Origin of the sequence: Actinokineospora pegani, from assembly GCF_009745975.1 — a bacterium.
Classification (GTDB): Bacteria; Actinomycetota; Actinomycetes; order Mycobacteriales; family Pseudonocardiaceae; genus Actinokineospora; species Actinokineospora pegani.
On sequence record NZ_WHOL01000124.1, the window covers coordinates 1 to 21,460 of the forward strand.

Sequence of the window (21,460 nt, forward strand, 5' to 3'; positions counted from 1 at the left end):
TCGTCGAAGCCGACGGTGAACTTGCGCGGCCCGTAGTCGAGGACCATCGACCCGTCGGTGTCCAGGCCCAGGTCGGGCACCAGCCGGTCGGCGAGCTGCTCGCTGCTGAGGCCGATCCGCTCGGCCACCGCCCGCATCTTCTCCTCGGCGCGTTCCTTGAGGCCCTTGAACTTGACCTTGTTCGCGATGCCGTTGAGGTGCATCAGCGCCACGTCGGTGCCGATGTCGCCCAGCACGTCCAGACCGCTCACCGCCCGGGCGTGCCCACCCTCGCCCGGCCACGCCCGGATCAGCGGCGACAGCTCGCGCACCACCTCGTCGTCGCCGACCGCGCCGAGCGCGGTCATCGCCCAGTTGTCCTTGGACTGCGCGCCCGAGGTCAGCCAGAGGTGGAACAGCCGCCAGGCGAACCGGGCCAGCGACGCCGGGTCGGTGGCCTCCTGCACCTGGGCCAGGCCCGCGTACGGGGCACCCGGCTTGCACAGCGCCAGGATCGTCACCACGTGCCCGGCGGCCTCCAGCGGCAGCGCGGACCTGCGGTCGGCCAGCAGGATCTGCGGCAGCAGCGCCGGGTTCGCCCACGCGCCCACGGCAGGCAGCTTGGCGGGCAGCGACTCGAGCGGGTCGGCGGCCAGGATGACCCGCGTCGCGGCGTCGGCCTCCGCGCCGTACTCGCGGGCCACCGCCAGCACGGACTCCTCGCCCTCGCGCGCGGCCACCGCGCGCAGCGCCTCACCCGCCGCCGTGCGCTGCCTGCCCGCCTCGCCGACCGCGGCCGGGATGAGCGGGCGCACCGCCGCCGTGCCGTGCCGGGCCAGGTACGCCAACGCCTTGGTCCGCACGGCCTTGAGCCGCGTCGCCCAGTCGGCCATCAGCGCGGCCACGCTCGGCCCGGTGAACGGCCGCAGCAGGTCGACCACCGACGCGGGCCTGCTCGCGGCGATGTGCAGCAGCGCGGGCAGCGCGTCCAGGCCGAACCGGGCCACGATCACCGAGCCCCAGTCGTTGAGGTCCCAGATGTGCTCGGGCTGCCAGCGCAGCAGCAGCTCCCGCGCCAGGTCCTCCGGGCCGAGGGCGATCATCGGCGCCTGGATCCAGTGGTGGGAGTGGCCGTCGGCATCTGGCCTGCTGTACTTGGCGAACAGTCCCGGCCAGTCGATCGAGCCCGTGTGGCGCAGCGTGTGCGGCCGGTGTGCCCGGTCGGCCGCGGCCAGCCACTCGTCGCGCTCCCCGTCCGCCCAGGCCAGGGCGTCGACGCCGAGCGGCTCCAGGCCCGCGACGACGACCGGCTTGGCCTTGGTCTTCTTGCGCAGCCACGGCGGGTCGGCCAGCACCGGTGGCAGGTCGGCCGGGTCGGCGGCGGGCACCCGCTCCGCCCGGGAGGCGAGCACCTTGTCCAGTCGCGCCCTGGCCCCCTCCGACACCTCGATGCCGTCGACGACCTCGGGGTCGGCCAGCACGTGCGCGGACAGCGACGTCTCCAGCACGGAGGTGTCGCCCACGCCCGCGGGCCCGGCCAACGCCTCGGCCAGCATCCGCGCGCCGCGCCGGGGGAAGCGCTTGAGCGCTTCCTGCAGGTAGGGCGCCGCTGCGCGCTGGCCGCTGCGGGCGATGAGGACGGCCATCGCCTCGTCGGTGGGGAAGCTGGCCAGGTGCGCCAGCAGCGTCCGGTTCTGCTCGGCGCCGCCGTCGTCGAGCCAGTGGTCCAGCGCCGGGGTGACGGCCGGGCCGAGGCTGCGCACCAGCGTCGGCAGCGTGCGCGAGGAGGTGAACAGTGCCCACGTCGAGGTGGAGCCGTACACGTGCTGCAACTGGTCGTGGTCCTCGACCGCGCCGAGCAGCATCGTCGCCCTGATGTTGTCGCTGCGGCCCGGCGCGACCGCCACCGCCTCGTCGACCCAGGCGCGCTCGGTGGGCAGCAGGTAGGCCGCGACCGCCTTGCGCGTGGTGGAGTCCCGGAGCGCGCCGACCGCGGCGACGGCGCGGGCGTACTCGTCGTCGTCCGCGCAGGCCAGGCTGGCCCGGACCCGGTCGACCATCGCGTCGCTGCCCCACTGCCACCGCACCATGCTGTCGCGGCGGCGGACCCAGGTCCCCCGGGACTCGTGCCTGGACCGTTCGGCCACGACCTCGATGCCGGTATCCAGCATCAGCGCCTCGGCGGCGAAGGCGGGGCCCCCGGTGGCGATCCAGAGGTCGGCGACGACGTTGAACTTGTGCCCCTGCGACCAGTAGTGCCGGTTCGAGGCCGCCTTCTGCACGATGGCCGCGCCCAGCGGGGTGGTTTGGCCCGCGAGCTGGCCGAGCCCGGCCTCCCGCAGGTCGGGCTCGGTGCGCTCGTCCGCCAAGATCGCCCGGACCGTCTGCTCGCACGTGGCCAGCAGGTCCCTCGCGGTCGCGACCGCCTCGTCGCTGACCCGCCGCGGCGCCCGCGTCGAGCCCCGGCGGGCGACGGCCATCCGCAGGAGGGTCGACGGCGGGTCGTAGACGTCCTCGTCCGCCCACTGCCTCCCCCCACCTGCCGGCTCGGCGGCAGGCTGCGCGGTTTCCGCGGCGGGCTCATCGGCAGGGGGTGCGGCGGCGGTGTCCGGCTCGGACTGTCCTGCCGTCACCGGTGCGGCGTGGACGGTCGCCGTGCCGGGCTCGCCGTAGCCCTTGCGGACCTTCTCGGCGATCAGCTTGGCCAGGTGCGCCTCAGCCTCACTGGCGGAGGCGAACGCCTTGTCCTTGGTCTGCCCGTTCGTGCCCAGCCGTCCCCAGCGGGTGGTGACGGTCAGACCCATCACCGAGCCCTCCCAGAACTTCTCCGACCCGCCCCCGACGTACTCCAACCGTCGCAACGTCCCAACCCCTCGTGCCGCACCGCGCCGAACGTGATGGCCGAAAGGTACCTGCCGCCCCTGACAATTTTGGGCTGTTCGCAGGTGGCAGCCACAGTCCGAGCCGGGTAGAACTGACTCTCCGCAGTCCTCCGGAAGCAGAGAGGCAAGGTCCCCGATGGGTGCACGGCACCGCACAGCCGCCCTCGCCACCGCCGTGGTCGCCATGACCGCGGCGGTGGTCGTCCCGGCCGAGGCCACACCGCACCGGCCACCGGTCAAGACCCCGATCGCCAGCGGCTACGGCGGCGCGGTCGTCTCCGACACCGTGGAGTCGACCGAGGCGGGCCTGGCCGTCCTGCGCCGCGGCGGCAGCGCCGCCGACGCCGCCGTGGCGGTCGCGGCCACGCTGGGCGTGACCGACCCGTTCGTCGCGGGCCTCGGCGGTGGCGGCTACTTCGTCCACTACGACGCCCGCACCCGCGAGGTGTCCACAATCGACGGCCGCGAGACGACACCGCGCGCGGGCGACGAGAAGATGTTCATCGACCCGGCCACCGGGCAGCCGTACCCGTTCGCCACCGCGGTCACCAGCGGCCTGTCCGTCGGCACCCCGGGGATGCTGGCCACCTGGGACCGCGCCCTGCAGCGCTGGGGCCGCCTGTCGCTGTCGGACACGCTGCGCCCGGCGATCTCCGTCGCGGACAAGGGGTTCCCGCTCACCCCCGCGCTGCGCGACCAGATCGTGTCCAACGAGGCCCGGCTCAAGCAGTTCACCTCCTCCGCCGAGCTGTTCCTGCCCGGCGGCGAGGTCCCCGACGCGGGCGCGGTCCTGCGCAACCCCGACCTCGCCGACACCTACCGGGAGATCTCCCGCAAGGGCGTGCGCTCCTTCTACGGCGGCTCGGTCGGCCGCGACGTCGTCGACGCCGTGCGGAACCCGCCGCTGGCCCCCGACGCCACCATCGACCCGCCGCGGGGCCGCATGGTGCTCCAGGACCTCAAGGCCTACAGGACCATCGACCAGGCCCCGACCCGCAGCGGCTACCGCGGCCTGGACGTCTACGGGATGGCCCCCTCCTCCAGCGGCGGCATCACCGTCGGCGAGGCGCTCAACATCCTGGAGAACTTCGACCTCAAGCGCATGGACCGCACCCAGGTCCTGCACCACTACCTGGAGGCCTCCAAGCTCGCCTTCGCCGACCGCGGCCGCTACATCGGCGACGCGCGGTTCGTGGACGTCCCGCAGAAGCAGCTCCTGTCCGACGAGTTCGCCGCCACCCGCGCGTGCCTGATCGACCCGGCCAGGGCCCTGCCCGCCCCGGTCGCCCCCGGCGACCCGTTCCGGCCCGGCTCCTGCGAGCCGCGCACGGCGGCGCCCGCCCCGGACAACGAGGTGCACACCAACCACTTCGTCGTCTCCGACGCGTGGGGCAACGTCGTCACCTACACCAACACCATCGAGCAGCTCGGCGGCAGCGCCATCGTCGTCCCCGACCGCGGCTTCCTGCTCAACAACGAGCTGACCGACTTCAACTTCGCCCCCACCCAGGGCGAGGCCCCCGACCCCAACCTCCCCGCCGCGGGCAAGCGCCCCCGGTCGAGCATGTCCCCGACCCTGGTCCTCAAGGACGGCCGCCCCTGGCTGGCGGTGGGCTCCCCGGGCGGCTCGACGATCATCACCACGGTCCTGCAGATCCTGGTCAACCGCATCGACCTGGGCCTGTCCCTGCCGGACGCCCTGGCCGCGCCGCGCGCGTCCCAGCGCAACACGGCCGCCGTGACCGCTGAGCCCGCGTTCATCTCGGGCGCGGGCGGCCTGACCGCCCTCGGCCACACGTTCACCGCCCAGAAGGAGATCGGCGTCGCCGCCGCCCTCGAGTTCGACCGCTGGGGCAAGGTCCTTGCGGTCGGCGAGCAGACCCGCCGCGGCGGGACGTCGGCCGGGGTGATCTTCCCGGTCCGCTGACGGCCCGGACGCCCGGTCACCCCCGGTGGCCGGGCGTCCGCTACGCCGTGCCGTCGTCGAGCAACGCCTCGACCGCGGCCCGCTCGTCGGCCGGGAAGACCATCACCCGCAGCCCCTCGCCGTCCTCGGCGGGCACGGTCGTCGCCCGCACGCCCGCCTGCTGCAACCGCTCCTCCACGAACCGGGCCGCGTTCTGGCTGGGGACCTTGGCGATCTCCTTCAACAGCCCGTAGTCCTTCTTCGGCCCCGCGGCGAACCCCCAGCGCAGCACCAGGCCCAGCACCCCGATGACCAGGAGCGCGACCAGGGAGAGGTACGGCGCGGGCAGGTCCATGCCCCCATCATCGCCCCCGGCCCCTGCTCCGGTCAGCCCTCCGTCGCGGAAGCGGCGGAGTTGTGCGGGCCGCACGACTTCGGGTGACGCTTCTTGTCGGCCGCGTTCGGGCGTGCTGAACTCGATCGAGGGAGCTCGGTGACGACTAGCACATGTGGGGGTAACAAGCGGGTTACCCGCGAGTACGCTCTCCCCACCACTGGGCTGATTAACGGAGGTTAACCGGTGCCGTACCCCACTGATGGAGAGCGAGACCGCCCGTGGGTCATGCGGACCTACGCCGGGCACTCGTCGGCCAAGAAGTCCAATGAGCTCTACCGCCGGAACCTGGCCAAGGGCCAGACCGGCCTGTCGGTGGCCTTCGACCTGCCGACGCAGACCGGGTACGACCCGGACCACGAGCTGTCCAAGGGCGAGGTCGGCAAGGTCGGCGTGCCGGTCAGCCACATCGGCGACATGCGCACGCTGTTCGACCAGATCCCGCTGGGCGACGCCAACACCTCCATGACGATCAACGCGACGGCCATGTGGCTGCTGTCGCTGTACGTCACCGTGGCCCAGGAGCAGGCCGAGGCCGAGGGCACCGACTGGCAGGAGATCGTCGGGAGGCTCGCGGGGACGACCCAGAACGACATCATCAAGGAGTACCTGTCGCGGGGGACCTACGTCTTCCCGCCGGGGCCGAGCCTGCGGCTGATCACGGACATGGTGGCCTACACCGTCCAGAACGTGCCGAAGTGGAACCCGATCAACATCTGCAGCTACCACCTGCAGGAGGTCGGCGCGACCCCCGTGCAGGAGGTCGCCTACGCGATGTGCACGGCCATCGCGGTGCTCGACGCGGTGAAGGACTCCGGGCAGGTGCCCGAGGAGAAGTTCGGCGACGTCGTGCAGCGCATCTCCTTCTTCGTGAACGCCGGTGTGCGGTTCATCGAGGAGATGTGCAAGATGCGCGCGTTCACCCAGCTCTGGGACGAGATCACCCGCGAGCGCTACGGCATCGAGAACCCCAAGCACCGCCGCTTCCGCTACGGCGTGCAGGTCAACTCCCTGGGCCTGACCGAGGCGCAGCCGGAGAACAACGTCCAGCGCATCGTGCTGGAGATGCTCGCCGTGTCGCTGAGCCGCAACGCGCGTGCCCGCGCCATCCAGCTCCCCGCGTGGAACGAGGCCCTGGGCCTGCCGCGCCCGTGGGACCAGCAGTGGGCGCTGCGCATGCAGCAGGTCCTCGCCTACGAGACCGACCTGCTCGAGTACGAGGACCTCTTCGACGGCTCCCCGGTCATCGAGGCCAAGGTCAACGCCATCCTCGACGGCGCCCGCGAGGAGATCGACCGCGTCCAGGCCATGGGCGGGGCGGTCGCCGCGGTCGAGTCCGGATACATGAAGACGCAGATGGTCGGCTCGCTGGCCGACCACCGCCGCAAGATCGAGGCGGGCCAGCAGGTCATCGTCGGCGTGAACAAGTTCGACACGACCGAGCCCAGCCCCTTGCAGGCCGAGGGCGCCAAGGCCATCGAGACCGTGGACCCGATCGCCGAGCGGGAGGCGGTCGAGGCGATCAAGGCGTGGCGCTCGGGCCGCGAGGCCGCCGTGGTGGAGGACGCCCTGCGCGGCCTGCGCGACGCGGCCAAGACCGATGCCAACCTGATGGAGGCCACCATCGTGTGCGCCAAGGCGGGCGTGACGACGGGCGAGTGGTCCCAGGCCCTGCGCGAGGTCTTCGGCGAGTACCGCGCCCCCACGGGCGTCTCCGGCGCGTCGGCCACCGGCGAGGCGGGCGCCGAACTGGGCAAGGCCCGCGAGCGGGTCAAGGCCACCGGCGAGGAACTGGGCCAGCGCCTGCGCATGCTCGTCGGCAAGCCCGGCCTCGACGGCCACTCCAACGGCGCCGAGCAGATCGCCGTCCGCGCCCGCGACACCGGCTTCGAGGTCATCTACCAGGGCATCCGCCTCACCGCCGACCAGATCGTCTCGGCGGCGGTGCAGGAGGGCGTGCACGTGGTCGGCCTGTCGATCCTCTCGGGCTCCCACCTCGACGCCGTCCCCGCCGTGGTCGAGGGCCTGCGGGCCGCGGGCGCCGGGGACATCCCGGTCGTCGTCGGCGGCATCATCCCCCCCGATGACGCCGCGGTCCTCACCGCCAAGGGCGTGGCCAGGGTCTTCACCCCCAAGGACTACGAGATGACCCAGATCATGAACGAGATCGTCACCGTGATCCGCGAGGCCAACGACCTGCCGTAGGGCTCAGTCCGCGCCGATGTCCTCGTTCCAGACCTCCGGGTGCGTGGCGGTGAAGTCCGCCATCATCGCCACGCACCCCGGGTCGTCGAGCAGCACGACCTCCACCCCGTGCTCGGCCAGCCAGTCGTGCCCCCCGACGAACGACCGCGCCTCACCGATCACCACCCGTGAGATGCCGAACTGCCGGATCAGTCCCGAGCAGTACCAGCACGGCGACAACGTCGTGGCCATCGTCGTCCCCCGATAGGACCGACGCCGTCCCGCCGCCCGGAACGCCGCCGTCTCACCGTGCAGCGTCGGGTCGCCGTCCTGCACCCGCCGGTTGTGCCCCGACCCCCACAGCGACCCGTCCGGCCCGAACAGCGCGCCGCCGATCGGGACGCCACCCCCCGCCAGGCCGGTCTTGGCTTCCCGCACGGCCTCTGCCAGCATCTTCACGTCGTCCACGCCTGGATTGTGCTGGGTTCCCCGGTCGCGCGCGAGAGTGATCACGGGTGGAGTTCAGCGCGTCCGATGGACGGGGGGCGCGTTGTCCTGGCATTGTTTACCGACAAGTAGCTACCGGGAGGTTCAGGCATGGCCGCCTATCAGACCGTGGTCGTCGGCACCGACGGCTCCGACTCCTCTTACCTGGCCGTCGACCGGGCCGCGGCGATCGCCGCTTCCACCTCGGCCACCCTGGTGATCGCCTGCGCCTACCAGCCGCGCGAGGACCGCGACCTGGGCCGGGCCCAGGACCAGCTGGGCGAGGACGTGGCGTACCAGGTCGTCGGCTTCAACCCCGCCGAGGAGACCGTGCGCACCGCCCGCGAGCGGGCGCGCGCCGCGGGCGCGGAGAAGATCGAGACCGTGGTCGTCGGCGGCGACCCGGTGCCGACGCTGGCCAAGGTCGTGGCCGACCACAAGGCCGACCTGCTGGTCGTCGGCAACCGCGGGCTCAACACCCTGGCCGGGCGCATCCTCGGCTCGGTCCCGGCGGAGGCGGCCCGCAAGTCGCTCGTCGACGTGCTGATCGTGCACACGACCGGCTGAGATGACCGACATCCCGCAGGACCCGGCCGCCGCGTTCCAGGCGCGGGTGGAGTCGCTGCTGCTCGGCGGCACCCGCCAGTACACGCGCCTGGAGGTGGTGGAGAAGGCGGGCGTGCCGCTCGAGCGCGCCATGACCCTGTGGCGCGCCCTGGGCTTCGCCACCGTCGCCGACGACGCGGTGGTCTTCACCGAGCGCGACATCGAGGCGCTGCGGCTGACCGACGAGCTGATGTACCGCGGCATCCTGGAGCCCAGCCTGGCCACGGCCATGGCCAGGATGCTCGGCCAGCACCTGTCCCGGCTGGCCGAGTGGCAGGTGCACATCCTGCGCGACGTGCTGGCCGCCAACCCCGAGCTGGTCACCGACGAGCGGCAGCTCGCCCGGTTCGTCGAGCAGCTAGTGCCCGACCTGGGCCGGATGCAGGACTTCGTGTGGCGGCGGCACCTGGCGGCCTTCGCCGGGCGCACCCTGGCCACCACCGACGACGACCTGGACTCCCGCAGCCAGGTCGTCGGCTTCGCCGACATGGTCGGCTTCACGACCTTCACCCGCCGCTCCGACGAGGCCGAGCTTTCCGAGGTCGTCGACAAGTTCGACGCCGTCACCGCCGAGGTCGTCGCCGAGAACCACGGCCGCATCGTCAAGATGCTCGGCGACGAGGTCCTGTTCGTCGCCGAGAACCCGGTCCACGGCGCCCGCATCGCGCTGGACCTGCTCGACCGCGCCGAGGCCGACCCGGCCCTGCCGCAGTTGCGCGCGGGCCTGGCCTACGGCCGCGTGCTCAGCCGCTTCGGCGACGTCTACGGGTCCACGGTCAACATCGCCGCCCGCCTCACCTCGGTCGCCCGCCCGAGCACCGTCCTGGTCGAGCGCCCCCTGGGCGACATCCTGTACGAGGTGCGCGAGGAGTTCTCGGTCCGCCACCGCCGCCCGGTCTCGGTCAAGGGCTACAACCGCCTCAAGCACTCAGTCCTCCGCCGCGCCAACGACTCCCGCCCACCCGACGACCCCGACGATGACGACGAGCTGCCCAGCATCACCCTGAGCCCGGACACCGAGCGCCACCGCTCCCGTTCCCGCTCGCGCCGCCGCCGGTTTTGACCTTCCCCCTCGGGCAGGCCCCACCCTGATCCGTGCCCGGCCGACCGGGCAGCGCGGTATCGGCGAGCCTTTGGCCGGGCTTGGTGACACCGCTGTCGCACAGTGCTGAGTGTGATCAGGTTTGTTCAGGTGCCCGCCACAACCTGTCGAAGGGAACCGCGTTCCGGATCGAGCACCAAGCAGGGGCGGCGGAGCCTCTGCTCTGGGCAGCGGACATCGCTGCCGGAGCGGTGCGGGCGCACCGCCAACTCGGGGAGTCCGCGTATCGGGATCTGCTGGTCGACTGTCTCTACGAGGTCGAGATCGAAACCGGGTGCTGACGGGGCCGAAGCCGACTGCGGACATGCGTGAGGCCAGGGTCCCGGTCTGCCCCAGGTGCACCTGGCCTTGCGACTCGCCGCACACCCACCGTGCCCGGCTCTCGCTCGCCAGGGTTCCGCTTTGCGACAGAGGCGCTCAACGCCATCGCCGTAGCGGCTAGAACAGGCGGAACTCGTCGCTCTTGATGCCGCGCAGCGTGTCGTAGTCCAGGGTCACGCAGCGGATGCCGCGGTCCTCGGCCAGCACCTTCGCCTGCGGTCGGATCAACTGCGCCGCGAACACCCCCGCCACCGGGCTCAACAGCGGGTCCCGGTTCAGCAGCTCCAAATACCGGGTCAACTGCTCGACCCCGTCGATGTCCCCCCGCCGCTTGATCTCCACGGCGACGGTCGCCCCGTCCGCGGCCCGGCAGAGGATGTCCACCGGTCCGATCGCGGTCGGGTACTCGCGGCGGACGAGCGTGTAGCCCTCGCCCAGCGTGGTGATGTGCTCGGCCAGCAGTTCTTGCAGGTGGGCCTCGACCCCGTCCTTCTGCAGGCCCGGCTCAGCCCCCAGCTCGTGCTTCGAGTCGTGCTGGATCTCCTCCAGGGTGATGACCAGCTTCTCCCCGGCCTTGTTCTGCACGGTCCACACCCCTGGCTCCTCGGTGAGCCAGCACGGCGGGGTCATCCAGTTCAGCGGCTTGTAGGCCCGGTCGTCGGAGTGGACCGAGATGGAGCCGTCGGCCTTGACGAGCAGGAGGCGGTTGGCCATCGGCAGGTGGGCGGTGAGCCGACCGGCGTAGTCGACCTGGCAGCGGGCGATCACTAGGCGCACATGGGGCAGGTTAGACCCGGGGGTGTGCACCGGGCAGGATCACCCCCGTGGAACGTCTCGACTCCAAGCAGGTCTACGCAAACCCGTGGATGACGGTCCGGGAGGACGCCATCCGCCGTGCCGATGGCTCGCCCGGGATCTACGGGGTGGTCGACAAGCCGCGGTACGCGCTGGTCATCCCGTTGGACGGGGAGCGGTTGATGCTGGTGGAGCAGTTCCGCTACCCGCTCGGCGGGCGGCGGTGGGAGTTCCCGCAGGGGACCGCGCCCGATCGGGTGGAGGTGGACGCGGCGGAGTTGGCGGTGCGGGAGTTGCGGGAGGAGACCGGGCTCGTCGCGGGGGCGATGACGCGCATCGGGACGTTGGAGGTCGCGCCGGGGCTGACCAGCCAGACCGGCGCCGTCTTCCTCGCCACGGAGCTGACCGAGGGGCCGCCCGAGCGCGAGACCACCGAACAGGACATGCGCGCGGCCTGGTTCGCCAGGGCCGACTTCGAGTCCGCCATCCGCGACGGCTCGATCCAGGACGCGCAGAGCATCGCCGCCTACACCCAACTGCTGCTCCACGAGCACCACGCGCCCTAGAGCAAGCCGACTTCAGGTCCGGGCACAGGGCACGGGCCTTGCGCACGGCTGCCGGCGCGGACAGCGGCGGGGGTCGCCCGCGTTGAGGAACAGTGGGAGCCCGATGCCCCCGGTCTGCGACCGGCGAAGAAACCCGGATCAGACGCGGGCCGGGCGACATCACCGCTCCGGCCGGGTCGCGCGTCTCGACCGGACCGAGCACCCGAAACCGCACCCCAGCCCCCCGAGAAGGAGTTCGGGCGCTCGGTTGTCATCCAGCGTCCGAGCGCTACCGCAGGATCCCCTCGTGCAGTGCCCGCAGGACCGCGTTGGTCCGGTCCCGGGCGCCGAGTTTGAGCAGGATGGTCGAGACGTGGTTCTTCACCGTGCCCTCGGCGAGGAACAGGGCCGTGGAGATCTCGCGGTTGTTGTAGCCCTCGGCCACCAGCCGCAGCACCTCCCGCTCGCGCTCGGTGAGGTCCTTGACGGACACGGCGCTGGCCCCGACCGGCGACCGGCCTGCGCGGATCGCCCGCAGCAGCCGGTCGGTGATGGACGGGGCGATCAGGGTCGCGCCGTCGGCCAGGGTGTGCACCGCGCGGGTCAACTGTTCGAGGGTCACGTCCTTGAGCAGGTACCCGCGCGCCCCGGCGTGTAGCGCGTCGAGCACGAGCGAGTCGTCGTCGAAGGTCGTCAGGATGAGCACCGGGACCTCGATGCCGCGCTCGCGCAGCTCGTGAAGGGTCCAGATGCCGTCGTACCGGGGCATCCGCAGGTCAAGCAGGACCACGTCAGGCGCCGCCTCGGCGATGACCTCCAGCGCGGCCTGGCCGTCTTCGGCCTCGCCGACCACCTCGACCTCGGCGACCTCCAGCAGGGTGCGGATCCCCTGCCGCACCAGGGTCTGGTCGTCCACCACCACGACCCGGGTCATGATCGGGGCACCCGCGCCGTCACCCGGAACCCTCCGCTGCCGTCGAACGCCACGGCGCCGCCGAGCGCCTCGAACCGCTCGACGAGCCCGCGCAGCCCGTTGCCGAGCACCGGCGCACGCGCCCCGCGCCCGTCGTCCACCGCGGTCAGGACCGCGGACGGCCCGTCGGAGAAGACTTCGATCCACAGCTCGCGGGCGTTGGCGTGGCGGATCGCGTTGGTGACGAGCTCCTGCACGGCCCGCACGAACGCGGCGGTCTGCTCCTCGCCGACCCGCACGGTGGCGTCGACGTCGATCGACACCTCCAGTCCCGGCAGGTCCTTCACCACCTGGCGCAGCGCCTCCGTGAGATCCGACGGCTCGGCCCGCAACTGGCCCACCGTCGTGCGCACGTCGGCCAGCAGGTCCCTGGCGACCTGGTTGGCCCGGTCGACGTGCGTCCGCGCCTGCTCCTGCTCGCGGTGCCGCGCCGCCTCCAGCTCCAGCGTGAGGACGGTCAACTGGTGGCCGATGAGATCGTGCAGGTCGCGCGAGATCCGCAGGCGCTCCGCCGCGCGGGTCGACTCCGACAGCAGGACCGCGGTCGCCCGCAGGTCGACGTGTGCCTCGGTCAGCTCGCGGCGCATCCGCTGCTCGCGGACGAGCACGACGGAACTCAGCACCGTCGCCACCTGGATCAGCAGGTAGAAGCCCAGGGTGGTCGTCGTCTCGGCGGCCGAGCCACCGCGCTGCACCGCGACCAGCCCGAGGACGCCCATGTTGAGCCCCACGATGACGAACGCGACGTGCATCGGCGCGAGGTGGACGCTCAACGCAGCGACGAGGACCAGCAGGATCGACAGCAGACCCAAGTTCGGCGCGGTGAGCACGACCGCCCAGGACGACACGACCGCCGCGGCGAGGGCCACGCGCCTGGACGTGGACGGCTGGTCGCCGACCGCGGTGACCAGCAGGACGGCGATGTGCGCGGCGAACAGCGCGATCCACCAGCCTCGGGCGATCGTCGGCTCGGCGACTCCGAACAGGACCGGCCCGCCGACCGCGACCGACACGACGAGCATCGCCAGCCCGGACCACACCTCCGCCCCTGCTCGACGCATGACACCACCTTATGGTCCGGGTGCGACACCTCGCCGGTGCCGAAAGTCATGGTGCGGCCTCCTGACCATCGGCACAGGCGCCCCGCCGCCCGCGCCACCTAGCGTTCTGGCCCATGAGCCGCACGATGGTCGCGATCGAGGCCGAGAACCTCCACAAGCGGTACGGCGACACGGTCGCGGTCGACGATCTGAGCCTCCAGGTCGGCACTGGCGAGGTGCTCGGCATCCTCGGCGCCAACGGCGCGGGCAAGACCACCACCGTCGAGATGATCGCCGGGCTGCGCACCCCGGACCACGGGCGAGTCCGCGTGCTCGGTCTGGACCCGGTTCGCGACCGCGCGCAGGTCCGCCAGGTGCTCGGCGTCCAGTTGCAGGAGGCCACCCTGCACGGTGCGTTGACCGTCGCCGAACTCCTCGCCCTCTACCGCAGCTTCTACCCCGATCCCAGGCCCGCCGAGGAGCTTCTGGGCCTGGTCGGTCTGGTCGGCAGGCGCGACGTCCGCTTCGAGAACCTCTCCGGCGGCCAGCAGCAACGGCTGTCCATCGCCCTCGCGCTCGCCGGACGACCCCGCGCGGTGATCCTCGACGAGCTGACGACGGGTCTCGATCCGCGGGCCAGACGCCAGATGTGGAAGACGATCGAGTGCCTTCGCGACGAGCAGGTCACCATCGTCCTGGTCAGCCACGCGATGGACGAGGTCGAACGCCTCTGCGACCGGGTGGCCCTCATCGACGCAGGCCGCGTCGTCGCGCTCGACACCCCCTCCGGCCTCGTCGCGCTCGCAGGCGCCGAGAACCTGGACGAGGCGTTCGTCGCACTCGCGGGCAAAGGACTGGAGGACACCGAATGAGCACGGCGATCAAGGCAGGCAGGCCGGGCCCACGGGCCTGGCTGGTCATGATCGGTTGCGAGGCCAAGATGGTCGCCCGCGACACCGCGGGCCTCATCGTCCCCATCGGGCTGCCCCTGCTGATCCTGGTGATGAGCGCGTCGTCGGCGAGCGACCAGATCGTGGCCAACGGGCGCACCGCCCTGGAGCTCTACGTCCTGCCGCTTGTGCTCACCATCGTCATCGCGACGACCGGCATCATCAACATGCCGAGCTTCCTGGCCTACTACCGCCGCAGCGGAATCCTGCGCAGGCTCGCGGTCACCCCGGCGTCACCGGTCATGGTCCTGATGGCCCAGGTGGTCGTGAGCGTGATCCAGACGGTCATCGGCATCACGGCCGCGCTCGCCGTCGCGTCGCTGGCGTTCGACGCCGGTCCCCCGACCCACCTCGCGACCGCGCTCGGCGTGTTCGTTCTCGTGATGGCGGCGATGTACGGTGTCGGCCTGATCGTCGCCGCGGTCGCGCCGACGCCCAACTCCGCGGTGGCGATCGGACTCGTCGCGTTCTTCGCCCTCGGCGCCCTCGGCGGCCTGTTCGGTGGGCGCGACGCCCTCCCGGACGCGCTCGTGACGGTCGGCGAGTGGCTTCCGTTCGGCGCCTCGGTCGAGGCGCTGGGCGCGGCGTGGGCCGGAGCCCCGACCGAACCGGCACACCTGGTCAGCCTGGGCGCGACGACGGTCGTCGGCGGCGCCGTCGCGGGCATCCTCTTCCGCTGGGAGTGACGCGTGACCCTGATCGGTGCGGTCACCGCGGTGGCCTTCGTGCTCGTGTTCACCGCCGACGGGTGGACGCGGCCCGGCTACCACCCCGTCCGCCACCCGGTGAGCGCGCTGGCCCTCGGGCCACGAGGCTGGGTCCAGACGGCGAACTTCGTCGTCTGCGGCGCGGGTGTCTGCGCAGGCGCCGTTGCCCTGGTGAACGTTTCCTGGCCACTCTCGGCGGCCGTCGGGGTCTTCGGGGTCGGGTTGGTCGCCTCGGGCGTCTTTCCCATGGACGCCATGCGCGGCTACCCGCCCGGCACACCGGACACCACGCCGGAGCACTACTCGCGCGGGCACCGGCTGCACGACCACGCGGGCGCCGTGGTCTTCCTCGCCCTTCCAGTCGCGGCGGCGATCGCCGCGTTGACCCCGGCGTTCGACGTCCCGCAGCGCGTGTACTCCGCCGCGACGGCGGGGGTCTTCGCCGTGCTGTTCGTCGAGTTCGGTCGGGCCTGGGAGGACGACTCGCCACACGCGGGCCTGTGGCAGCGGCTCACGATCCTCGTCGGCTGGGCATGGCTGGCCCACCTGTTCGTCCTCCACCAGCACTGACGCGGCGGTGGTGTCGGAAATGACCACCGGGGCGACAGCGAGGGTGCGCGCCGGCTCGCGTCGTCAGCGCGAGGCGAACCGGTCGGCCTTGGTGCCTGCGATGAAGGCAGTCCAGGCCGCTGCGGGGACGTGGAAGCTGGGGGTGGGGTTCTTGGAGTCGCGGACGGAGGTGCCGTCGGTGATCCGGCACTCGACGCAGGCGTTGGAGCTGTTGTCGCTGAAGCTGCTCTTGAACCAGCCGGTGTTCGTCACAGCTTCTCCAACTTCTGGGTGATCGAGGTCAGCGCGAGGCGAACCGGTCGGCCTTGGTGCCTGCGATGAAGGCAGTCCAGGCCGCTGCGGGGACGTGGAAGCTGGGGTTGGGGTTCTTGGAGTCGCGAACGCTGGTGCCCTCACTGATCCGGCACTCGACGCAGTTGTTGGAGCTGGCGTCGGTGAAGCTGCTCTTGAACCAGCCTGTGTCGTTCACAGTGTCTCCAACTTCTGGGTGATCGCGGCCCGGGTCTCCTCGGGTGTCAACGATAGCTCGCTCAACCGGTACAGGGCGCGGAGCATGTTAGCGGTGTCCTCGCTGTCGTCAACGTAGGTCGACGGGCCAGTCACCACGAGCGCGAACCCGATGCGTGGCAGGGAGATTCCGAACTCGAACACGGTCAGCCCGCCGCCGCGCGCCGGGTTGTTCGGCACGGTCTTCGGCAGCATCTGGATCATCAGGTTCGGCTTGCTGTCAATCAGGTCGAGCAGGTGGCGGAGCTGTCCACGCATGACCTCGGTACTGCCGTTGACCTCGTCCAGCGCGGCTTCGCCGATGACGAAGTGGAGTTCCTTCTCCTTCGCCTGCCAGGTCACCTCCTGGCGCCTGCGGCGGAACTCGGCCATGTTCCTGCGCCTGTCCTCGGAAGGCGCCCACCACACGTTGTCCGACGACGCGAACAAGGCGTCGATGTAGCCGTGTGACTGCAAGAGGCCCGGGACCACGCCTGCCTCGTAGCTGCGGATCTTGCTCGCCGCTGCCTCCAGATCGCCGAAGCGCTGGAAGGAGTCCGGCAGCAGGTCGATGTAAGCCCGGGCGGGCTGGCGCTTGCGGGCCACGGCGCCCAACGCCACGATCGTCTCGCGCTCGTTGCCCACGACCCCGTAGAGCTCCAGCAGCTTCACCAAGTCCTCGGCCTTGGGCGTGGCCAAGCCGTCCTCGATCTTACTGATCCGCGAATCGTCCTTGCCGATGTGTTGCCCCGCCGCGAGCTGGGACAGCTCGGACCGCTCCCGGAGCCGCTTCAACGCCAGCCCCAACTGCCGCCGTTCCACAGTCGGCCGCGCGTTGACCACCAAAACTCCTGTTCACCCGTTCGAGGTACTGACAGACAGGGCAACTTGCCCTTAGCCTTCTGGGCAACTTGTCCGGTCGGTGTCAGCGTAGCCGACCCATCGCAGAAGGTGAGGAACACCTCATGATCAACTCTCACGGCATCGTCGTCGACTCCTGGGTCCGAGTGGGCCGCAAGTGCGACATCACCACCGAGACCGTCGGCGACGAGACCCACTTCCGCTTCGGCGACGAGCGCGCCACCACCCTGTCGGTCGTGCTGACCGAGGACGGCTTGGAGAACCTCGCCAACGCCAGCGCCGAGGCCCTGCGCGGACTCCGCGCGGGCGAGCACGGCTAGGCCGCTCAGGGGAGCTGCGGCTCGACCAGTTCGGCGAGCCGCTGCACCCTCGCCCACGCCTCCTCTTCGCCTGCTCCGCCGATGGTCGACGAGACGTCGACACGGGAACTCGGAGTCACCTCCAGTGAGATCGCGAAAACGCTTCCCCCGGCTCCGGTTGATTTCAGGGCGCGCCTGCTACCGACCGTGATCTCGGTGGTCGGCCCGGATGAGCTGACCTGTTCCAGGCCGAATTCGGGGAACACGGCTGTGCCCAGCACGAATCCATTTCCACCGCTGGCCGCCGAGGAGACCTGCCAGGCACAACTCTTCCCGGAAGGCAGTTCGTCGGGATCGCCGGATCCGCTGACTCCCAGCTCCGCCTTGGCGTCTGCGGTCAGCAGGGAGCAGGGGTCCAGGGCGCCTGTGGTGGACGTGGTCGGCTCGGTGGCGGCGCTCGTGCTCACGTCCTCGGCGGGGATCGGCTGTCCCGGTGTCTGGGTGGAGCACCCCGTGCCCAGGAGGACCACCGTGCCCACGATGGTCAGGAGCGAACGTCGCATTCGGGGTCCTCTCACGTCAGTTTGCTCGCCTCGGCCGAATCTGTCCGCTCGTAGTTTCGCATGGCGGTTTCAATGCCCTGGCGCGCCTGTTTGAGGCTTTCTCCAAGAGCGCGGAGTTGAGTGAGGAAGCCTTCGTGGTCGGTGGCGACGCTCGCCATGTACGGTTTTATGACCTTTGCCGCGTTCGAGGAGCCCAATGGCGGTTCTTGTTCCAGGTTGCGCAGTTTGAACTGGTTCATGTCCAGCCAGTCGAGCAGTTTGTCTATGGCGGCGATGAGCGCCTGCCCCCCTGCCTCGTTGACCGCGAACTGGCCCGCTGCCGCCGCCCCGGCGAACTGGGTCATGGACTCGCCGATCTTACCCAGTGCCGCGTGCTTGCCCTCGTCGATGTACATCGCGCAACCTCCCTGTCCTTTTACGCAGGGTGACCGTACGGACCGCGAGAGTGATCTGTCTTGGGCTCCAGAACAAGCCACCGATCGGGTGATGGCCGTTGGTGTGGACCAATCGGGGGCTTGTGGGCAGGTTCGCCGGTCCTTGGTGAAAAACCGACGCCTTCGACGTGCGGTGATCCAGTTGCGGGGGGAAACTTCCCCCGATCAACACCGACGTGCACGACGGGGGCCCCATGCACTACCTCGCGGACGCGGACCTGCGCTTGGACGCCGGCCCCATCGACTACGCCATCCTGATCATCTACTTCGCCCTGGTGCTGGGGATCGGGGCGATGGCCCGGCGGTCGGTCAACAGCAGTCTCGACTTCTTCCTGTCCGGGCGGTCGCTGCCGGCGTGGGTGACCGGGTTGGCGTTCATCTCGGCCAACCTGGGGGCGGTCGAGATCTTCGGGATGACCGCCAACGGGGCCCAGTACGGGCTGCCGACGATGCACTACTACTGGATCGGCGCCATCCCCGCGATGGTGTTCCTCGGCCTGGTGATGATGCCGTTCTACTACGGCTCCAAGGTGCGCAGCGTGCCCGAGTTCCTGCTGCGGCGGTTCGGGCGGTTCGCCCACCTGACCAACGGCATCAGCTTCGCCATCGCGCAGGTGCTCATCGCGGGTGTCAACCTGTTCGCCCTGGCCACCGTGGTGAACCTGCTGCTGGGCTGGCCGCTGTGGGTCTCGATCGTGGTCGCGTCGGCGATCGTGCTGGCCTACACCTCGCTCGGCGGGCTCTCGGCGGCGGTCTACAACGAGGTCATGCAGTTCTTCGTGATCGTGGCGATGCTGCTGCCGCTGACCTTCGTCGGCCTGCACAAGGTCGGCGGGTGGCAGGGCCTGGTCGACAAGATCGCCCCGGAGGTCAAGGGCGGCGAGGTCGCGGGCAGCACGGCCGACCAGCTCAGCTCGTGGCCCGCGATGAACCTGACCGGCATCGGCAGCGCCACGCTCAGCGTGCTCGGCGTCGTGTTCGGCCTGGGCTTCGTGCTGTCCTTCGGCTACTGGACGACCAACTTCGCCGAGGTGCAGCGGGCGATGTCGGCCAAGAGCATGTCGGCCGCGCGGCGCACGCCGCTGATCGGGGCCTACCCCAAGACGCTGATCGCGCTCATCATCATCATCCCCGGCATGATCGCCGCGGTGCTCGTGCCGGAGTTGCGGGCGGTCAAGGCCGGGACCGGCGACGGCAGCGTGACCTACAACGAGTCGATCCTGCTGCTGATCCGCGACCTGCTGCCCAACGGCATGCTGGGCATCGGCATCACCGGCCTGCTGGCGGCGTTCATGGCGGGCATGGCGGCGAACGTGTCCTCGTTCAACACCGTGTTCACCTACGACATCTGGCAGGCCTACGTCGTCAAGGACAAGCCGGACGACTACTACCTCAAGGTCGGCCGGATGATCACCGTCGTCGGCTGCGTGGTGGCGATCGGGACGGCGTTCATCGCCTCCACCTTCGACAACATCATGGACTACCTCCAGACGCTGTTCGGGTTCTTCAACGCGCCGCTGTTCGCGACGTTCATCCTCGGCATGTTCTGGAAGCGGATGACCCCGCTCGCCGGTGGCCTCGGCCTGATCATGGGCACGGCGTCGGCGGTCACCGTCGACACGCTCAACCGGGTCGGGGTGCTGGACCTGGCCGGGCAGGGCGCGAGCTTCGTCGCGGCCAGCGCCGCGTTCGTGGTCGACATCGCGGTCAGCGTCGCGGTCTCGCTGGTCACCAAGCCCAAGCCGGAGTCCGAGCTGCGCGGCCTGGTCTGGTCGCTGACCCCGCGCGACCAACTGCGCCACGACGACACCGGGGAGAACGCGGGCTGGTTCCGCAAGCCGGTCGTGCTCGGCGCGGGCGTGCTGGCGCTGACCGTCGTGCTCAACATCATCTTCTGGTGAGGGAGGCCGCTGTGGCGGAGAAGAAGAAGGCCGGTCTGTTCGACCTGCGCGGCATCCTGGCGCTGCTGTTCGCCGTCTACGGGGTGATCCTCACGGGGATGGGCCTGTTCGCCACCTCCCAGGAGGACCTGGACAAGGCGGCGGGCATCAACATCAACCTGGTCATGGGACTGGTGATGCTGGCGACCGCGCTGGTGTTCTTCGGCTGGGCCAGGCTGCGCCCGCTGGCCGTGCCCGTCACGACCGAGGACGGGGCGAGCGCGGAGAGCGACCACTGAGGTCTCGATCACCGGGTTCCGCGCACACCCGGTGCGGCGGGCGGCTACCGTCGTGGGCGTGAGGGCTTCGAAGGTGCGCTGGTCGGTGGCGGTGCTGTGCCTGGTGACGGTGGTCTCCGGCTGCGGCGGTCCCGACCTGGCGAAGACGACCGGTCAGCGCACCACAGTGCCCGCCGCCGAGGGCCTCGCCGATCCCGGCGCGACCGGGACGGACCCCGAGCCCGAGGGCGACGGCGGCCCGTTCGCCGACGCCGCGCTGCGCCGGATCAACCCGTGCGAGCTGATGACCTCCGAGATCCTGTCCGAGTTCGGCACCCCGGCCCGCAGCCGCCTGCGCGACTTCGCGCTGTGCTCGAACTACATGAAGGACCCCTCCGGCAAGGAGCTGCACTTCACGCTGACCATCGGCGAGACGAGCACCGCGCGCAACCCCGAGGGCGACCTCAAGATCAACGGCCTGCCGGTGGCGCAGTCCGAACTGGACGACAAGTCGGCCTGCTTCGTCACCGCCATCACCGCGACCGACCCCAACCGGGGCATCAGCGTGCAGACCGGCAGCGACGTCCCGGGCGGGCTGTGCGAGCCGGGCCGCAGGCTGGTGGAGCTGGCCGTGCGGAAGATCGCCGAGGACAAGCCGCAGCTCCAGGTGCGCAAGGGGACCCTGGTCGACATCGAGCCCTGCACCTTCCTCGACGACGACGTGATCGCCGCGGCCGTCGGCAGCGGCGCGAGCAAGCGGCCCATCGACCTGCACGGCTGCGCCTACAACGCCAGCGGCGTCAGCCTGCGCGTGGAGTTCTCCGTGGGCACCGACCCGGACAAGCTCGCCACCGCGGCCAAGACCACCCCGGTCGACCTCGGCGGCGTCACCGCCCAGCAGCGCGCGGAGACCACCTCGTCGGCGCGCTGCTCGCTGGACTGGGCGCACCTGCCCTTCGAGGGGGCCGAGGGCGATTCCGAGGTGGTCTCGGTCGACTACACCCGCTACAAGGCCGAGTCGGGAGAGGACCCGTGCGCCAAGGCCCTCGACGTGGCCAAGGCTGTCGTCGGGCTGCTGCCCGCGAAATAGCGGCCAGCGAATTGCGCCCAGCGCACGAAAACACCCTCCCTGACCGGTCCAGTGGTGCAGTTCACCTGGACCGCGCCTGCGCGCATGGCAGTATCAACAAACGATGTTACTCACAGGTAGCATCAACAT

23 protein-coding genes are annotated in these 21,460 nt (G+C 70.8%); 12 read left to right on the top strand and 11 right to left on the bottom strand.

Annotated features, from left to right (window positions below; translation table 11 throughout):
• Window positions 1-2,840, bottom strand: a 2,840-nt coding sequence (locus GCL84_RS27695; protein WP_197523551.1) for a WGR domain-containing protein, incomplete at its 3' end; no start/stop codon positions are given.
• Window positions 2,841-2,997: 157 nt separating this feature from the next.
• Between GCL84_RS27695 and ggt the strand changes: the two genes are divergently transcribed.
• Window positions 2,998-4,788, top strand: coding sequence for a gamma-glutamyltransferase (gene ggt, locus GCL84_RS27700; protein ID WP_156758522.1), 1,791 nt, complete (start codon window positions 2,998-3,000; stop codon window positions 4,786-4,788).
• Window positions 4,789-4,828: 40 nt separating this feature from the next.
• Here the strand turns inward: ggt and GCL84_RS27705 are convergent, their stop codons facing one another.
• Window positions 4,829-5,122, bottom strand: coding sequence for a hypothetical protein (locus GCL84_RS27705; protein WP_156758523.1), 294 nt, complete (start codon window positions 5,120-5,122; stop codon window positions 4,829-4,831).
• 225 nt (window positions 5,123-5,347) lie between these two features.
• Here GCL84_RS27705 and GCL84_RS27710 point away from each other — a divergent pair, with 225 nt between their 5' ends.
• Window positions 5,348-7,366, top strand: a complete 2,019-nt coding sequence (locus GCL84_RS27710; RefSeq protein ID WP_156758524.1) for a protein meaA — start codon at window positions 5,348-5,350, stop codon at window positions 7,364-7,366.
• A 3-nt stretch (window positions 7,367-7,369) separates the two neighbouring features.
• On the opposite strand, the gene GCL84_RS27715 is transcribed toward GCL84_RS27710, so the two are convergent.
• Window positions 7,370-7,798 carry a nucleoside deaminase gene (locus tag GCL84_RS27715; protein ID WP_156758547.1) on the bottom strand — a complete coding sequence of 143 codons (429 nt, stop codon included), beginning with the start codon at window positions 7,796-7,798 and terminating at the stop codon, window positions 7,370-7,372.
• Window positions 7,799-7,942: 144 nt separating this feature from the next.
• On the opposite strand from GCL84_RS27715, the gene GCL84_RS27720 reads away from it, so the two are divergent.
• Together GCL84_RS27720 and GCL84_RS27725 are read left to right on the top strand one after the other, a co-directional pair.
• Window positions 7,943-8,398, top strand: coding sequence for a universal stress protein (locus GCL84_RS27720; RefSeq protein ID WP_156758525.1), 456 nt, complete (start codon window positions 7,943-7,945; stop codon window positions 8,396-8,398).
• 1 nt (window position 8,399) lies between these two features.
• Window positions 8,400-9,500, top strand: coding sequence for an adenylate/guanylate cyclase domain-containing protein (locus GCL84_RS27725; protein ID WP_156758526.1), 1,101 nt, complete (start codon window positions 8,400-8,402; stop codon window positions 9,498-9,500).
• Window positions 9,501-9,977: 477 nt separating this feature from the next.
• Here GCL84_RS27725 and nucS read toward each other — a convergent pair whose 3' ends face one another.
• Window positions 9,978-10,637: an endonuclease NucS gene (gene nucS / locus GCL84_RS27730; protein WP_156758527.1), complete on the bottom strand. Its 660-nt coding sequence runs from the start codon at window positions 10,635-10,637 to the stop codon at window positions 9,978-9,980.
• Window positions 10,638-10,684: 47 nt separating this feature from the next.
• Between nucS and GCL84_RS27735 the strand changes: the two genes are divergently transcribed.
• Window positions 10,685-11,221 (top strand): NUDIX domain-containing protein, encoded by a 537-nt coding sequence (locus GCL84_RS27735; RefSeq protein WP_407924443.1) that lies wholly within the window; start codon window positions 10,685-10,687, stop codon window positions 11,219-11,221.
• 268 nt (window positions 11,222-11,489) lie between these two features.
• On the opposite strand, the gene GCL84_RS27740 is transcribed toward GCL84_RS27735, so the two are convergent.
• Together GCL84_RS27740 and GCL84_RS27745 are read right to left on the bottom strand one after the other, a co-directional pair.
• The gene (locus tag GCL84_RS27740) at window positions 11,490-12,134 is read right to left on the bottom strand and encodes a response regulator (RefSeq protein ID WP_156758529.1); all 645 of its coding nucleotides are present in this window, start codon (window positions 12,132-12,134) and stop codon (window positions 11,490-11,492) included.
• Window positions 12,131-13,234, bottom strand: a complete 1,104-nt coding sequence (locus GCL84_RS27745; RefSeq protein WP_197523552.1) for a sensor histidine kinase — start codon at window positions 13,232-13,234, stop codon at window positions 12,131-12,133. Before GCL84_RS27745 ends, GCL84_RS27740 begins: the two co-directional genes overlap by 4 nt.
• 113 nt (window positions 13,235-13,347) lie before the next feature.
• On the opposite strand from GCL84_RS27745, the gene GCL84_RS27750 reads away from it, so the two are divergent.
• Genes GCL84_RS27750 through GCL84_RS27760 form a run of 3 tightly spaced genes read left to right on the top strand, consistent with a single transcriptional unit; the run spans window position 13,348 to window position 15,440 of the window.
• On the top strand, window positions 13,348-14,085 hold the full coding sequence (locus GCL84_RS27750; RefSeq protein WP_156758530.1) for an ABC transporter ATP-binding protein: 738 nt from the start codon (window positions 13,348-13,350) through the stop codon (window positions 14,083-14,085).
• Window positions 14,082-14,849, top strand: coding sequence for an ABC transporter permease (locus tag GCL84_RS27755; RefSeq protein ID WP_156758531.1), 768 nt, complete (start codon window positions 14,082-14,084; stop codon window positions 14,847-14,849). The genes GCL84_RS27750 and GCL84_RS27755 overlap by 4 nt, the downstream gene beginning before the upstream one ends.
• A 3-nt stretch (window positions 14,850-14,852) precedes the next feature.
• Window positions 14,853-15,440 (top strand): DUF998 domain-containing protein, encoded by a 588-nt coding sequence (locus GCL84_RS27760; RefSeq protein WP_156758532.1) that lies wholly within the window; start codon window positions 14,853-14,855, stop codon window positions 15,438-15,440.
• A gap of 63 nt (window positions 15,441-15,503) precedes the next feature.
• Here the strand turns inward: GCL84_RS27760 and GCL84_RS27765 are convergent, their stop codons facing one another.
• From GCL84_RS27765 to GCL84_RS27775, 3 genes are read right to left on the bottom strand one after another with little or no spacing between them, the layout of a single operon-like run.
• Entirely contained in the window at window positions 15,504-15,692 is a 189-nt protein-coding gene (locus GCL84_RS27765; protein WP_156758533.1) for a DUF397 domain-containing protein, read from the bottom strand.
• A gap of 28 nt (window positions 15,693-15,720) precedes the next feature.
• Window positions 15,721-15,909 (bottom strand): DUF397 domain-containing protein, encoded by a 189-nt coding sequence (locus GCL84_RS27770; protein WP_156758534.1) that lies wholly within the window; start codon window positions 15,907-15,909, stop codon window positions 15,721-15,723.
• Window positions 15,906-16,769, bottom strand: coding sequence for a helix-turn-helix domain-containing protein (locus GCL84_RS27775; protein ID WP_197523553.1), 864 nt, complete (start codon window positions 16,767-16,769; stop codon window positions 15,906-15,908). Before GCL84_RS27775 ends, GCL84_RS27770 begins: the two co-directional genes overlap by 4 nt.
• Before the next feature lie 122 nt (window positions 16,770-16,891).
• On the opposite strand from GCL84_RS27775, the gene GCL84_RS27780 reads away from it, so the two are divergent.
• Window positions 16,892-17,107, top strand: coding sequence for a hypothetical protein (locus tag GCL84_RS27780; RefSeq protein WP_156758536.1), 216 nt, complete (start codon window positions 16,892-16,894; stop codon window positions 17,105-17,107).
• A 5-nt stretch (window positions 17,108-17,112) separates the two neighbouring features.
• On the opposite strand, the gene GCL84_RS27785 is transcribed toward GCL84_RS27780, so the two are convergent.
• Together GCL84_RS27785 and GCL84_RS27790 are read right to left on the bottom strand one after the other, a co-directional pair.
• Window positions 17,113-17,625, bottom strand: coding sequence for a DUF3558 domain-containing protein (locus GCL84_RS27785; RefSeq protein ID WP_197523554.1), 513 nt, complete (start codon window positions 17,623-17,625; stop codon window positions 17,113-17,115).
• A gap of 35 nt (window positions 17,626-17,660) precedes the next feature.
• A complete protein-coding gene (locus GCL84_RS27790) occupies window positions 17,661-18,044 on the bottom strand; it encodes a hypothetical protein (protein WP_156758538.1) in 384 nt (127 codons plus the stop codon).
• 233 nt (window positions 18,045-18,277) lie between these two features.
• Between GCL84_RS27790 and GCL84_RS27795 the strand changes: the two genes are divergently transcribed.
• The 3 genes from GCL84_RS27795 to GCL84_RS27805 are packed head-to-tail and all read left to right on the top strand — an operon-like array spanning window position 18,278 to window position 21,331.
• Window positions 18,278-19,984: a sodium:solute symporter family protein gene (locus GCL84_RS27795; RefSeq protein WP_156758539.1), complete on the top strand. Its 1,707-nt coding sequence runs from the start codon at window positions 18,278-18,280 to the stop codon at window positions 19,982-19,984.
• Window positions 19,981-20,262 (top strand): hypothetical protein, encoded by a 282-nt coding sequence (locus GCL84_RS27800; RefSeq protein WP_235926794.1) that lies wholly within the window; start codon window positions 19,981-19,983, stop codon window positions 20,260-20,262. The genes GCL84_RS27795 and GCL84_RS27800 overlap by 4 nt, the downstream gene beginning before the upstream one ends.
• A 58-nt stretch (window positions 20,263-20,320) precedes the next feature.
• Window positions 20,321-21,331: a DUF3558 family protein gene (locus GCL84_RS27805; protein WP_156758540.1), complete on the top strand. Its 1,011-nt coding sequence runs from the start codon at window positions 20,321-20,323 to the stop codon at window positions 21,329-21,331.
• Window positions 21,332-21,460 lie beyond the last annotated feature (129 nt).